The following is a 13,032-nucleotide window of genomic DNA, read 5'->3' as shown; positions in this document are numbered from 1 at the left end:
GGGTCACGGCGGCGGCCCCCGGACGCCCCTGGCCGCCGTGCCGCTACGCCGCCCTCCCCCGGTACTCCACCGGACTCACGCCGTACACCCGCTTGAACGCCGTGGACAGGGCGAACGCGCTGCCGTAGCCCACCCTGCGGGCCACCGCGTCGAGGGTGTCGGCGGAGTCGCGCAGGCGGTCGGCGGCGAGGGCGAGGCGCCAGCCGGTGAGGTAGGTCATCGGCGGTTCGCCCACCAGGCCGGTGAAGCGGCGGGCCAGCGCGGCGCGGGACACCCCGGCCTTCGCGGCCAGCGCGGCGACGGTCCAGGGGTGGGCCGGGTCGTCCTGGAGCAGGCGCAGGACGCCGCCGACGACGGGGTCGGCCAGGGCCCGGTACCAGGCCGGCGCCTCCGCCTCGGGGCGTGCGAACCAGGCCCGCAGGGCGGCGATGACCAGCAGATCCAGCAGCCGGTCCAGGACGACCTCCTGCCCCGGCCCGTCCCGGACGATCTCCTCGGTGAGGTACGGCGTGAGGGGGCAGTCCCACACGTCGGACGTGAGACTGAGCAGCGGGGGCAGGGCGTCCAGCAGCCGCCCGCCCACTTCGCCCCGCAACGGGTAGGTGCCGATCAGCATCACGGTCTGCCCGTCGAGCCGGTCGCCCCAGGTGCGCACCCCCAGGTCCATGGAGCCGTTGAGGGGCCGTCCGTCGGGGTAGCGGCACTCCTGGTGCGGCAGGATCACCGCCTGCGGTGCCGTGCCGGGGGCGTCGGCGCAGGTGTAGGGGGCCGGGCCGCGGGCGACGGCGAGGTCCCCGGCTCGCAGCCGCGTGCTCGCACCCCCGTCGGGCACGACCCAGGCCTCGCCGCGGACGACGAGCATCACCGTGAGCGGGGCCCGGTCCTCCACACGCACCGCCCAGGGCGGGTCGAAGCAGGCCCTGATCATGAACGCGCCCCGCGCGCGGGGACCTTCCAGCAGACCTGCGAGAGCGTCCATGCGGCCAGCGTAGACGCGGTCGTATGGGAATGAGCCGTTCAGCGATGGTTCCGTGCGGCGTACGGCAGTTGACTCGACGGCATGACGAACACGGCGCAGGACACGGCGGAGAACACGGCGCAGAACACGGCACGGGACACACAGGGCATGACGGTGGTGGTGACGGGCGCCTCGGGGCGTACCGGGAGACGGGTGGCGCGAGCCGCGGAGGCGGCCGGGCTCACGGTGCGGGCGGCGTCGCGGGCGACGGGCTTCGACTGGTGGGACCGCTCGACCTGGGCGGACACCCTGCGCGGCGCCGACGCGGCGTATCTCGCCCACCCCTCGGACGTCGGCGCCCCGGGCGCCGCCGAGGCGGTCGGCGCGCTCGCGCGGGAGGCGGCCGGGCTCGGGGTGCGGCGGCTGGTGCTGCTGTCCGCGCGGGGCGAGGACCAGGCCCTGCCCACCGAGGAGGCGCTGCACGCCTCGGGGGCGGACTGGACGGTCGTACGGGCCGCGTGGTTCGCGCAGAACTTCAGCGAGGGGCCGCTGGTGGCGGAGCTGCGGGAGAGCGGTGAGCTGGTCTTCCCGGCCGACGAGGTGCGGGAGCCGTTCCTCGACGTGCGGGACATCGCGGACGTGGTGGTGGCCGCGCTGACGTCCGGCGACCGGTACGTGGGGCGGACCCTGACGCTTTCCGGGGCGCGGCTGCTGACCTTCGGGGAGGCCGTCGCGGAGATCGCCGGGGCGACGGGGCGGCCGCTGACGTACCGAGCCGTCTCGACGCGGGACTACGGAGAGGCGCTGGTCGGTTTCGGTGTGCCGCGGGAGGAGGTGGCGGGGATGACGGCGATCTTCGACACGCTCCTCGACGGCCGCAACGCGCACCTCTCGGACGGCGTGCGGGAGGTGCTGGGCCGCGCGCCCCGGGACTTCGGCGACTTCGTGCGTGAGGAGGCCGCGGCGGGGACCTGGAAGGCCTGAAAGGGGAGATCCGCGGCGCCCGTCACTTCTCCTCGGGCGGCTGCCCTTCCCCGTTGACCTGGGTGCTCTTCACGTGGGTGTTCTTGACGTGGCTGTTCTTGACGTGGGTGCGCAGGCGGGCCGACACGTCCTCCGGCGGCAGGAAGCGGGACCAGCGTTCCGGGAACTCGGAGGGCATGTCCGGGTCGCCTTCGCCGGTGGCCGTGGCGCGGGCCACGTACTCGGCGACCTGCGCCTGCCGCAGCCGCTCGTTGGCCTCTCGGGCCGCGGCCGTGGCGGCGGCCGGCCAGACCCGGTCGATGGCGGCGTTGACCGCGGCCCCGACGAGCACGGCGAACGCGGACACACCGATCCACAGCAGCACGGCGACGGGCGCGGCGAGGGAGCCGTAGATCGTGGGGCCCTCGACCGTGCTGGTCAGGTAGATCCGCAGCAGGAAACTGCCGAGCACCCACATGCCGAGGGCGACCAGCGCGCCGGGCACGTCCTCGATCCATGGGGAGCGGACCGGCACGGACACGTGGTACAGCGTCGTCAGGAAGGCGATCGACAGGAGGATCACCGTGGGCCAGTACAGGACCTGGACGACCGTCGTCGACCACGGCACGATCCGCACCACGGCGTCCGGCCCCGCCACCATCAGCGGCAGCGCGACCGAGCCGATCAGCAGCGCCACGATGAACAGCAGGAAGGCCATCAGACGGGTCTTGACGATGCCCCGGACGCCGTCGAGGCCGTACATCACGGTGATGGTGTCGATGAAGACGTTCACCGCGCGGGAGCCCGACCACAGGGCGAACAGGAAGCCGATGGAGATGACGTCGGGCCGGCCGCCCTTCATCACGTCGTGCAGGATCGGCTGGGCGATCTCGCGGACGCCCTGGTCGGACAGGACCGTGCGGGAGGCCTCCAGGAGGTTGGTCTGGAGGCTCTCGATGGTGTCGGCGCCGGTCCAGGCGTCGACGTAGCCGAGCAGTCCGATCATGCTCAGCAGCAGCGGCGGAACCGACAGCAGAGTGAAGAACGCGGCCTCGGACGCGAGGCCCAGGATGCGGTACTCGACGCAGGAGTTGACGGTGTCCTTGACCAACAGCCAGGCGGTCCTGCGTTTGGAGACGTTCCGGTAGAGGGCCCGCGCCCGGTGGAGGCGCCCGGAGGGCGTGTCGGGGGTTTCACTTGCTGGCTGCACCCCCTAACGGTATCCGCCGTGCCCTGCCCCACTCACCCACAGGCCGGGTCTTCCCGGACCGGTCCGGGTTCACCGGGTGCCAAGGTGCTGCCCCGGGGTACGTTCGCACCATGGCAGGCAGCACCCACACCGTGACGAACCAGGTCCCGCCGCTGGTCGGGTACGACGTCTTCTCCGCCGACCGGGCCCTGGCCGCCGCGGTCGAGCGGCATCTGGAACCGGACCTGCGCGAGGAGGTCCTCGGCGAGCTGACGGCACTCGGCCAGACCTCCGGCTCGGCGCAGGTGCAGGAGTGGGGGAGGCTGGCCAACGAGAACCCGCCGCGGCTGCTCACGCACGACCGGTACGGCAACCGCGTGGACGAGGTCGAGTTCCATCCCTCCTGGCACCGGCTGCTCGGCAAGGGCGTCTCGGCCGGTCTGACGGCGGCCTGGGGCCGCCCGGCCGGGCATCTGCGGCGGGCCGCCGCCTTCCTGGTGTGGACGCAGGTCGAGGCCGGCAACGGCTGCCCGCTGTCGATGACGCACGCGGCGGTGCCCGCCCTGCGCACCGACCCGGACCTGGCCGCCGAGTGGGAGCCGCGGCTGACGTCCATGGTCTACGACCGTGAGCTGCGGCCCGCGCGCCTCAAGGCCGGGGCGCTGTTCGGGATGGGCATGACGGAGAAGCAGGGCGGCAGCGACGTCCGGGCGAACACCACGGCGGCGCGGCCCCTCGCGGAGGACGGGACGTACGAGCTGACCGGGCACAAGTGGTTCTGCTCGGCGCCGATGTCCGACGGTTTCCTGGTGCTGGCGCAGGCTCCGGGCGGGCTGACCTGCTTCCTGGTGCCGCGGGTGCTCGGGGACGGCACGCGCAACGTGTTCCGGATCCAGCGGCTCAAGGACAAGCTCGGCAACCGGTCGAACGCCTCGAGCGAGGTCGAGTTCCAGGGGACGTGGGCGCGCCGGGTCGGCGAGGAGGGGCGCGGGGTGCGCACCATCATCGGGATGGTCGCGGCGACCCGGCTGGACTGCGTGCTCGGCTCGGCCGGGCTGATGCGGCAGGCCGTGGCGCAGGCGGTGCACCACTGCACGTACCGCGAGGCGTTCGGCGGGAAGCTCGTCGACAAGCCGCTGATGCGCAACGTGCTGGCCGATCTGGCGCTGGAGTCGGAGGCGGCGACGACCCTGGCGATGCGGCTCGCAGCCGCCTGGGACGACGGCGGGGAGCAGGAGCGCGCGCTGCTGCGGATCGCGGTGCCGGCCGCCAAGTACTGGGTGACCAAGCGGTGCCCGTCCGTTGCCGTGGAGGCGGCGGAGTGTCTCGGCGGCAACGGGTACGTGGAGGAGTCCCAGATGCCGCGGCTGGTGCGCGAGTCGCCGCTGAACTCGATCTGGGAGGGCGCGGGCAATGTGCAGGCGCTGGACGTGCTGCGGGCGTTGCAGCGGGAGCCGGGCGCGCTGGACGCGTATCTGCGGGAGGTCGGGCAGGCGCGCGGCGCCGATCACCGTCTCGACGCGGCCATCAAGAACCTCCTGACCGAACTGGCCGACCTGGAGGGTGTGGAGGGGCGGGCGCGACGGCTGACGGAGCGGCTCGCGCTGGTGCTCCAGGGTTCGCTGCTGGTCCGTTTCGCGCCACCGCAGGTCGCCGACGCGTTCTGCGCGGGGCGACTCGGGGGCGACGCGGGCGCGGCGTTCGGGACGCTGCCGCACACGCTGGACCTGGCGGCGGTGGTGGAGCGGGCGCGTCCGGTGTCCTGAACCGGCCCACTCGTCGCGCGTACGTCGGCCCACTCGTCGCGCGTACGTCGGCCCGCTCCTCGCGCGCAGGCGTTTCCGGCCCCCGCCGCACGCCTACGCCTTGAGCGAGGGTGGTGCTGCGCCGACACGGCACCACCCCCGCAGCACTGGCCCGTTCGAGCCACTGAACGCCGCTCGGGACGGCGCCGCTCAAGTTTCGGACACGGCGGGGCCGTCCACCAGGGTTGCAGGGGGTTGCAACTTGCTGCTGACTGTGTGCGGACTGTGCACGCGCCGACGGAGCAGACGGCACTATGAGACGCACAGTCAAAAGCGACTCCGGGGGGCAACGCGGATGGATGTCACGCACTTGGCCGCCGTGGACAGCACGCGTGCGGCCCGGGTCCTCAGCCAGGTCCGTTCCGCCCGGCTGGCGGGGCAGCCCGCTCCGGTGGCGCCGCGTCCGGTGATCGAGCGGTCCTGGGAGCGGATGCTGCGCAGCGGTGTCGATCCCGACCACGACGTCCGGGCGGATCCGCTCCCCCGCGAGGAGGTGCAGCGGCGGCGCGAGGCGTCGGTATTGCGCCATGTGCTGCCGGTGCTGAGGGAGGGGCTGCTGGCGGCGGCGGACGTGGCGCACCACATCATGGTGGTGGCGGACGAGGACGGCCGGGTGCTGTGGCGCGAGGGCAGTCCGCCGGTGCTGCGCAAGGCGGACGGGCTGGGCTTCGAACTCGGCGCGGACTGGCGTGAGGACGTCGTCGGCACGAACGGTCTGGGCACCCCGGCGGTGGTGCGCCGGCCCGTGCAGGTCTTCGCCTCCGAGCACTTCGTGCGCTCCCAGGCCGACTGGACCTGTGCGGGCGCTCCCCTGACGGATCCGCGGGACGGCCGGCTGCTCGGCGTGGTGGACGTGAGCGGCCCGCTGGAGACGATGCACCCGGCGACGCTCTCCTGGGTCGGTTCGGTGGCCAAACTCGCCGAGGCCCGGCTGCGGGAGATGCACACGGAGTCGCTGGAGCGGCTGCGGGCGGTGGCGGCGCCGGTGCTGGCCCGGCTCGGCGGCCGTGCCCTGGTGGTCGACCCGGACGGCTGGACCGCCGCGGTCAGCGGGATGCCGTACGCGCGGCGCGTGGCGCTGCCGAAGTCGCTGTCGGCGGGCCCGAGATGGCTGCCGGCGCTCGGGCTGTGCTCGGTGGAGCCGCTGGCCGGGGGCTGGCTGTTGCGGGTGGCCGACGACGAGCCGGGCCGGCGCGGCCCGGCCAGGATCGTGCTGGACCTCAGGCAGGCGCGGCACTGGTCGGTGGAGGTGCTCGGCGAGGCGGGCTCCTGGACCCGGGAACTGAGTCCCCGGCACGCGGAGTTGCTGTACCTCCTGGCGGTCCACCGCTCGGGCCGCAGCGCCTCGGGCCTGGCCGGGGACGTGTTCGGCGACCCGGCCCGCACGGTGACGGTGCGTGCCGAGATGTCGCGGGTGCGGCGGTATCTGGGGGCGTTCCTGGAGCACCGGCCGTACCGGTTCGCTGAGGCGGCCGAGGTCGAGGTGCTGCTTCCGGACGACCCGCGGGATCTGCTGCCGCACTCGACCGCACCGGCGGTGAGCAGGCGGCGCAGGTCCTCCCCACCGGCGCCCTGAGGTTCACGGCGCGTGGTGTACAAGCCGCCCCGAGGGGTGCATCTTTCGCATATTTGCAGGGTCTTCGTCCGCCGACCCCCTTACCTGCCGTAGCATCCCTCTACGGACCGCCCCACCTGCTCCTCCGTCAACGTGCGGATCAACAGGAGCAGTTGGTCCGTCTCGGGAGGACGTTATGAAGCATCGCGGCAGACACCGGCGGCGCAGGCGGGGCAGGGCGCTGCGCGCGACCCTGGCCGGGACGGCCCTCGCGCTCACCGCCGCCGCCACCCTGATCAGCGCCTCGCAGGCCACCGTCGCCGACGCCCCCGGGGCTCTGAAGCCGGTCGCCGCGTCCGACGAGGCGGGGCGGCTGCCGCTGGCCGAGCACCGGGTGCCCGGGCAGTGGCTGGACCGGCTCGCGTCGAAGATGGGCCGGCCCGTCGGCGTCGGCGCGGTGCTGGAGGGCGCCGATCTGCCGCTGCGGAACGCGGGCAGCTGCTCGACGGCCGAGAAGCACAGCCTGCCGGTGGAGCCGACGGCCACGCGCGCGTACTGCTTCGGCGGCTCCGACACCCGGGGCTGGCGGGCCGGCGCGGTCACGACCTCGGGCGACGCGGACGACGACGGCCTCTGGGGCGGCAACCGCGTGATCCTCTCCGGCTGGACCCGGGGCGCCGCGGGCGGCTCGATGGACGGCCCGGCCCCCGAGCAGGGGCTGGCCAAGGTCGCCTTCGTCGACGCGAACGACCCCGGCGCGCTGCGCTACACCTGGGCTCTGCTGGCCGTGCCGGTGGACGGCGGGCGGGACTACCGGGGGTTGGTCTCCCCGCTGTCCGGCATGGTCTGGTACCAGGACAAGCTGCTGGTGACGACCCGCGAGGGCGACCGGGACGCGCTGTACGTGTACGACATGGACCGCATCCAGCGCGCCACCGTCGAGTCCGACGCGGTCGGCCGGGTCCGGGGCGGCTGGGCCGCGCACGGTTACCGGTTCGTCCTGCCCGCCGTCGGCTCGTACACCCTGCCCCGCGGGCACGATACGTCCCGCCCGGCCACCGTCTCCCTGGACCGCAGCACCTCCCCCGACAGTCTGGTGGCGAGCGAGTGGGTGCCCGTGGACGGCGACCGGCACACCCGGCTGTGGCGTTACGCGCTGAGCCGGGATCCGGCCCGCTCCGGCCTGCTCACCACCGACTCCTCCGGCGAGGCGGCGGCGGTCGAGGCCTATGAGACGAAGACGGCCGACGTGCGGGGCGTGCTGGCCCACCGCTCGGGCTGGTACCTGGACCGCGCGGCGGGCAGCCCGGGCGGGCACGGGACGCTGTGGCGCCAGGACACCGAGGGGGCGGGCGCCCCGGAGTGCGGCTCGGACGAGACCCGGCACTGCTGGAGCGGCGGGTCGGGTTCCCTGTCCTACTGGGAGGCGACCGGCGAGGTCTGGTCCCAGTCGGGGCGGATGCTGTTCGCGCTGTCTCTGACGTCGATCGACCGGGCGCTGGACTGACCGGCCCCGCGCACGGCCCGGGGCCGATCGACAGAGCAGGTGGTCAGATGATTTTCTGGCCCGTATGACCACCATCGCCGTGACCACCTGGTCCCTGGAGCAGACCGCCCCGACCGACCTGCTGCCGGCCGTCGCGCCGGACGGGGACGTCCGGGTCGTGCGCTCCGAGGTGCCCTCGCCCGAGTTCAGCCGGTTCCTGTACGCGTCGGTGGGCGGCGACATCCGCTGGACGGACCGGCTCGGCTGGTCGTACGCGCGGTGGGTGGAGCACCTGGAGCGGCCCGGCGTGGAGACGTGGGTGGCGTACGACCGGGGTACGCCCGCCGGGTTCGTGGAGCTGGAGGCGCAGGACGACGCGGTGGTGGAGATCGTCTACTTCGGGCTGCTGCCCGCCTTCCGGGGCCGGCGTATCGGCGGGCACCTGCTGTCGTACGGCGCGGCCCGGGCCTGGGACCTCGCCGACCGGTGGGCGGGGCTGACCCCGACGAAGCGGGTCTGGCTGCACACCTGCAGCAAGGACGGCGAGCACGCGATGGACAACTACCAGCGGCGGGGCTTCAAGCTGTTCGACACCAAGGTCGAGGAGGAGGCGGACGCCGGCGCTCCGGGACCGTGGCCTGGGGCGTTCCCCGTCTGACCTGGTCGGACACCTCGGGAGCACCTGATGTGACCCACGACACCCTCGTCTTGCTCTGCGAGACAAGGGTGTCCGCATCTTGGACGAAGCTGGACTGTGTCCAGATCGCCGTGACACGCTTCCGTCATGTCTGGAACTGGAATTGCCTTGGTGAGTCGGCGGCACGTCGACCTCGGCCGCATGTCCAGCGCCATCTGTCCGGCGCTCTGAGCGTACTCAGCCCGCGCCCGACATCTTCCTTTCCTGCCTCACCCCTGCGCAATGACGCGCCCTATGCCCATGCGCACGCATGCGCAGGTCAGAGCCGCATTTTCGCCTGTCCCGAAGGACGTATCAACCATGGCCGCCACCCCGCAGAACCCTGCTGCCGCGACTCCCCGCCGCAAGGTGAGCCGTCACCGCGGTGAGGGTCAGTGGGCCGTGGGGCACCACACCCCACTGAACGGCAACGAGCAGTTCAAGAAGGACGACGACGGTCTCAATGTGCGGACACGCATTGAGACGATCTACTCCAAGCGGGGCTTCGACTCGATCGACCCGAACGACCTGCGCGGCCGCATGCGCTGGTGGGGTCTGTACACCCAGCGCAAGCCCGGTATCGACGGCGGCAAGACGGCCGTCCTGGAGCCGGAGGAGCTGGACGACGAGTACTTCATGCTGCGCGTCCGGATCGACGGCGGGGCACTGACCACGCGGCAGCTGCGGGTCATCGGTGAGATCTCGCAGGAGTTCGCGCGCGGCACCGCCGACATCACGGACCGGCAGAACGTCCAGTACCACTGGATCCGGATCGAGGACGTGCCCGAGATCTGGAACCGGCTGGAGGGCGTGGGCCTGTCCACGGTCACCGCCTGCGGCGACACCCCGCGTGTGATGATCGGCTCCCCGGTGGCGGGCATCGCCGAGGACGAGATCATCGACGCCACTCCGGCCCTGGAGGAGATGAAGCGCCGCGTCCTGAACAACCCGGCGTACTCGAACCTCCCCCGGAAGTTCAAGACCGCGATCTCGGGCTCGCCGGTGCTGGACGTGGTGCACGAGATCAACGACGTCGCGTTCGTCGGTGTCGTCCACCCCGAGCACGGTCCCGGCTTCGACGTGTGGGTCGGCGGCGGCCTGTCCACCAACCCCAAGCTGGGCGTGCGGCTGGGCGCCTGGGTGTCGATCGACGACGTGCCCGACGTCTACGAGGGCGTCATCTCGATCTTCCGCGACTACGGCTACCGCCGGCTGCGCAACCGCGCCCGGCTGAAGTTCCTCGTCGCCGACTGGGGCCCGGAGAAGTTCCGGCAGGTGCTGGAGGACGAGTACCTCCAGCGCAAGCTGACCGACGGCCCGGCCCCCGAGCAGCCGTCCCAGCTGTGGCGCGACCACATCGGTGTGCACCGGCAGAAGGACGGCCGGTTCTACGTCGGCTTCGCCCCGCGCGTGGGACGCGTCGACGGCGCGACGATCACGAAGATCGCCGACCTCGCGGAGGCCCACGGCTCGGGCCGGGTGCGCACCACCGTCGAGCAGAAGATGATCGTCCTCGACGTCGAGGAGAGCCAGGTCGAGTCGCTCGTCGAGGCCTTGGAGGCGCTCGACCTGACCGCCCGCCCCTCCTCGTTCCGGCGCGGCACCATGGCCTGCACCGGCATCGAGTTCTGCAAGCTGGCCATCGTCGAGACCAAGCAGCGCGGTTCGCAGCTGATCGACGAACTGGAGCGCCGCCTGCCGGACTTCGACGAACCGCTCACCATCAACCTCAACGGCTGCCCGAACGCCTGCGCCCGTATCCAGGTCGCGGACATCGGTCTCAAGGGCCAGCTCATGCTCAACGACCAGGGCGAGCAGGTCGAGGGCTACCAGGTGCACCTGGGCGGCGCCCTGGGCCTGGAGGCCGGCTTCGGCCGCAAGGTGCGCGGCCTGAAGGTCACCTCCGACGAACTGCCGGACTACATCGAGCGCGTCCTGAAGCGGTTCCAGGCCGAGCGCGAGGACGGCGAGCGGTTCGCCACCTGGGCGGCGCGGGCCGGCGAGGAGGCCCTGTCGTGAGCGAGCGCGCGGCACCGTTCTACTGCCCCTACTGCGGCGACGAGGACCTGCGTCCGAGCGAGGCCGCCGAGGGCAGGCACGGCGCGTGGGAATGCGCGGCGTGCAGCCGAGCCTTCTCGCTGAAGTTCCTCGGGCTGCTGGCCCAGGGACTGAAGCGACCCGATTCCGGAGGGGCACAGATATGACGACCGCTCAGGAAGAGCGCACCACCGAAGACCTGAAGCAGCTCGCCGAGCAGGCGGGCCGCGATCTCGAGGACGCCTCCGCGCTGGAGATCCTCCAGTGGGCGGCGAAGACGTTCGGCAAGCAGTTCTGCGTGACCTCCTCGATGGAGGACGCGGTGGTCGCCCACCTCGCCGCCCGCGCCATGCCGGGCGTCGACGTCGTCTTCCTCGACACCGGCTACCACTTCGAGGAGACCATCGGCACCCGCGACGCGGTCGAGGCCGTGATGGACGTCAACCTCATCACGCTCACCCCGCGCCAGACGGTCGCCGAGCAGGACGCCGAGTACGGCCCGAAGCTGCACGACCGCAACCCCGACCTGTGCTGCGCGCTGCGCAAGGTCGAGCCGCTGGAGCGGGGCCTGAAGGACTACCGGGCCTGGGCGACCGGTCTGCGCCGTGACGAGTCCCCGACCCGGGCGAACACCCCGGTGGTCGGCTGGGACGAGAAGCGGCAGAAGGTCAAGATCTCGCCGATCGCCCGCTGGACCCAGGACGACGTGGACGCGTACGTCACGGAGCACGGCGTCCTGACGAACCCGCTGCTGACGGACGGTTACGCGTCCGTCGGCTGCGCCCCCTGCACCCGCCGGGTCCTGGAGGGCGAGGACGCCCGCGCCGGCCGCTGGGCGGGCCGCAGCAAGACCGAGTGCGGGCTGCACGGATGACGACGATTCAGGAGAGTGACGTGACGACCGGAGCCACCGTCTGGCTCACGGGTCTGCCGAGCGCCGGCAAGACCACGATCGCCCACGAACTGGCCGGCCGCCTCCGCGAGGAGGGCCACCGGGTCGAGGTGCTCGACGGCGACGAGATCCGCGAGTTCATCTCGGCGGGCCTCGGCTTCAGCCGCGAGGACCGGCACACCAACGTGCAGCGCATCGGCTTCGTCGCCGAACTGCTCGCCCGCAACGGCGTGCTGGCCCTCGTCCCGGTCATCGCGCCCTACCAGGACAGCCGGGACGCGGTGCGCAAGCGCCACCAGGCGAACGGCACCGCGTACATCGAGGTGCATGTCGCAACGCCCGTCGAGGTGTGCAGCGAGCGGGACGTGAAGGGCCTGTACGCCAAGCAGGCCGCCGGTGAGCTCACCGGGCTCACCGGGGTCGACGACCCGTACGAGGCGCCCGAGTCGCCCGATCTGCGCATCGAGTCGCAGAACCAGAGCGTGCAGGAGTCCGCGGCTTCCGTGTACGCCCTGCTGACCGAAAGGGGACTGGCATGACGACCGCTGCCACCGTTTCCGAGGAGACCGACAGCCCGTACGCGCTGTCGCACCTCGACGCCCTCGAGTCCGAGGCGGTGCACATCTTCCGCGAGGTGGCGGGCGAGTTCGAGCGGCCGGTGATCCTCTTCTCCGGCGGCAAGGACTCCATCGTCATGCTGCACCTGGCGCTGAAGGCCTTCCGGCCGGCGTCGGTGCCGTTCTCGCTGCTGCACGTGGACACCGGGCACAACTTCCCCGAGGTCCTCGACTACCGCGACCGCACGGTCGAGAAGCACGGGCTGCGGCTGCACGTCGCCTCCGTGCAGGACTACATCGACCGCGGTGTCCTCAAGGAGCGCCCGGACGGCACCCGCAACCCCCTGCAGACGCTGCCGCTGACCGAGAAGATCCAGGCGGAGAAGTTCGACGCCGTCTTCGGCGGCGGGCGCCGCGACGAGGAGAAGGCCCGGGCCAAGGAGCGGGTGTTCTCCCTGCGCGACGAGTTCTCCCAGTGGGACCCGCGCCGCCAGCGCCCGGAGCTGTGGAACCTGTACAACGGCCGGCACGCGCCCGGCGAGCACGTGCGCGTGTTCCCGCTGTCCAACTGGACCGAGCTGGACGTGTGGCAGTACATCGCCCGCGAGGGCATCGAGCTGCCGCAGATCTACTACGCGCACGAGCGCGAGGTCTTCTCCCGCAGCGGCATGTGGCTGACCGCCGGCGAGTGGGGCGGCCCGAAGGACGGCGAGACCGTCGAGAAGCGGCTCGTGCGGTACCGGACCGTGGGTGACATGTCCTGCACCGGCGCGGTGGACTCCGACGCCGACACGATCGAGAAGGTGATCGTGGAGATCGCCGCCTCCCGGCTCACCGAGCGCGGCGCCACCCGCGCCGACGACAAGATGTCCGAGGCCGCGATGGAAGACCGCAAGCGCGAGGGGTACTTCTAG

The 13,032-nt window shown here is 72.3% G+C and carries 13 protein-coding genes; 11 read left to right on the top strand and 2 right to left on the bottom strand.

Translation table 11 applies throughout. The features are described from left to right. Positions 1-43: 43 nt before the first annotated feature. Positions 44-979: an AraC family transcriptional regulator gene (locus QOL88_RS31070; RefSeq protein WP_097221589.1), complete on the bottom strand. Its 936-nt coding sequence runs from the start codon at positions 977-979 to the stop codon at positions 44-46. 81 nt (positions 980-1,060) lie between these two features. Here QOL88_RS31070 and QOL88_RS31065 point away from each other — a divergent pair, with 81 nt between their 5' ends. After that, positions 1,061-1,942 carry an NmrA family NAD(P)-binding protein gene (locus tag QOL88_RS31065; protein WP_373559316.1) on the top strand — a complete coding sequence of 294 codons (882 nt, stop codon included), beginning with the start codon at positions 1,061-1,063 and terminating at the stop codon, positions 1,940-1,942. A 22-nt stretch (positions 1,943-1,964) separates the two neighbouring features. Here the strand turns inward: QOL88_RS31065 and QOL88_RS31060 are convergent, their stop codons facing one another. Beyond that, positions 1,965-3,131 (bottom strand): YihY/virulence factor BrkB family protein, encoded by a 1,167-nt coding sequence (locus QOL88_RS31060; protein WP_097221588.1) that lies wholly within the window; start codon positions 3,129-3,131, stop codon positions 1,965-1,967. A gap of 110 nt (positions 3,132-3,241) precedes the next feature. Between QOL88_RS31060 and QOL88_RS31055 the strand changes: the two genes are divergently transcribed. The 10 genes from QOL88_RS31055 (at position 3,242) to cysD (ending at position 13,032) form a co-directional block, all read left to right on the top strand. Beyond that, positions 3,242-4,876, top strand: a complete 1,635-nt coding sequence (locus QOL88_RS31055; protein WP_097221587.1) for an acyl-CoA dehydrogenase family protein — start codon at positions 3,242-3,244, stop codon at positions 4,874-4,876. 334 nt (positions 4,877-5,210) lie between these two features. Further along, on the top strand, positions 5,211-6,491 hold the full coding sequence (locus tag QOL88_RS31050; RefSeq protein ID WP_097221586.1) for a GAF domain-containing protein: 1,281 nt from the start codon (positions 5,211-5,213) through the stop codon (positions 6,489-6,491). Between the two features lie 175 nt (positions 6,492-6,666). Next, positions 6,667-7,977: a hypothetical protein gene (locus QOL88_RS31045; protein WP_097221585.1), complete on the top strand. Its 1,311-nt coding sequence runs from the start codon at positions 6,667-6,669 to the stop codon at positions 7,975-7,977. 64 nt (positions 7,978-8,041) lie between these two features. Then, complete coding sequence (locus tag QOL88_RS31040; RefSeq protein ID WP_097221584.1) at positions 8,042-8,614, top strand: GNAT family N-acetyltransferase; 573 nt, start codon at positions 8,042-8,044, stop codon at positions 8,612-8,614. Positions 8,615-8,740: 126 nt separating this feature from the next. Beyond that, a complete protein-coding gene (locus QOL88_RS38690) occupies positions 8,741-8,824 on the top strand; it encodes a putative leader peptide (RefSeq protein ID WP_338117313.1) in 84 nt (27 codons plus the stop codon). A gap of 129 nt (positions 8,825-8,953) precedes the next feature. Further along, positions 8,954-10,651 (top strand): nitrite/sulfite reductase, encoded by a 1,698-nt coding sequence (locus tag QOL88_RS31035; protein ID WP_097221583.1) that lies wholly within the window; start codon positions 8,954-8,956, stop codon positions 10,649-10,651. Further along, the gene (locus tag QOL88_RS31030; RefSeq protein ID WP_097221582.1) at positions 10,648-10,836 is read left to right on the top strand and encodes a hypothetical protein; all 189 of its coding nucleotides are present in this window, start codon (positions 10,648-10,650) and stop codon (positions 10,834-10,836) included. The genes QOL88_RS31035 and QOL88_RS31030 overlap by 4 nt, the downstream gene beginning before the upstream one ends. Beyond that, positions 10,833-11,543 (top strand): phosphoadenylyl-sulfate reductase, encoded by a 711-nt coding sequence (locus QOL88_RS31025; RefSeq protein ID WP_097221581.1) that lies wholly within the window; start codon positions 10,833-10,835, stop codon positions 11,541-11,543. Before QOL88_RS31030 ends, QOL88_RS31025 begins: the two co-directional genes overlap by 4 nt. A 20-nt stretch (positions 11,544-11,563) precedes the next feature. Then, the gene (gene cysC / locus QOL88_RS31020) at positions 11,564-12,100 is read left to right on the top strand and encodes an adenylyl-sulfate kinase (protein WP_097221580.1); all 537 of its coding nucleotides are present in this window, start codon (positions 11,564-11,566) and stop codon (positions 12,098-12,100) included. Continuing rightward, on the top strand, positions 12,097-13,032 hold the full coding sequence (cysD, locus tag QOL88_RS31015; protein WP_097221579.1) for a sulfate adenylyltransferase subunit CysD: 936 nt from the start codon (positions 12,097-12,099) through the stop codon (positions 13,030-13,032). Before cysC ends, cysD begins: the two co-directional genes overlap by 4 nt.

This window comes from Streptomyces sp. Ag82_O1-12, from assembly GCF_900182715.1.
GTDB lineage: Bacteria > Actinomycetota > Actinomycetes > Streptomycetales > Streptomycetaceae > Streptomyces > Streptomyces massasporeus.
The sequence above is the reverse complement of the archived record's forward strand: the minus strand, read 5'-3'. Positions and strand labels throughout refer to the sequence as shown.

Excerpts from the sequence above, each read along its gene's own strand:
- QOL88_RS31070 (WP_097221589.1), bottom strand. The coding sequence starts at position 979 with ATGGACGCTCTCGCAGGTCTGCTGGAAGGTCCCCGCGCGCGGGGCGCG.
- QOL88_RS31065 (WP_373559316.1), top strand. The coding sequence starts at position 1,061 with ATGACGAACACGGCGCAGGACACGGCGGAGAACACGGCGCAGAACACG.
- QOL88_RS31055 (WP_097221587.1), top strand. The coding sequence starts at position 3,242 with ATGGCAGGCAGCACCCACACCGTGACGAACCAGGTCCCGCCGCTGGTC.
- QOL88_RS31050 (WP_097221586.1), top strand. The coding sequence starts at position 5,211 with ATGGATGTCACGCACTTGGCCGCCGTGGACAGCACGCGTGCGGCCCGG.
- QOL88_RS31045 (WP_097221585.1), top strand. The coding sequence starts at position 6,667 with ATGAAGCATCGCGGCAGACACCGGCGGCGCAGGCGGGGCAGGGCGCTG.
- QOL88_RS31040 (WP_097221584.1), top strand. The coding sequence starts at position 8,042 with ATGACCACCATCGCCGTGACCACCTGGTCCCTGGAGCAGACCGCCCCG.
- QOL88_RS38690 (WP_338117313.1), top strand. The coding sequence starts at position 8,741 with ATGTCTGGAACTGGAATTGCCTTGGTGAGTCGGCGGCACGTCGACCTC.
- QOL88_RS31035 (WP_097221583.1), top strand. The coding sequence starts at position 8,954 with ATGGCCGCCACCCCGCAGAACCCTGCTGCCGCGACTCCCCGCCGCAAG.
- QOL88_RS31025 (WP_097221581.1), top strand. The coding sequence starts at position 10,833 with ATGACGACCGCTCAGGAAGAGCGCACCACCGAAGACCTGAAGCAGCTC.
- cysD (WP_097221579.1), top strand. The coding sequence starts at position 12,097 with ATGACGACCGCTGCCACCGTTTCCGAGGAGACCGACAGCCCGTACGCG.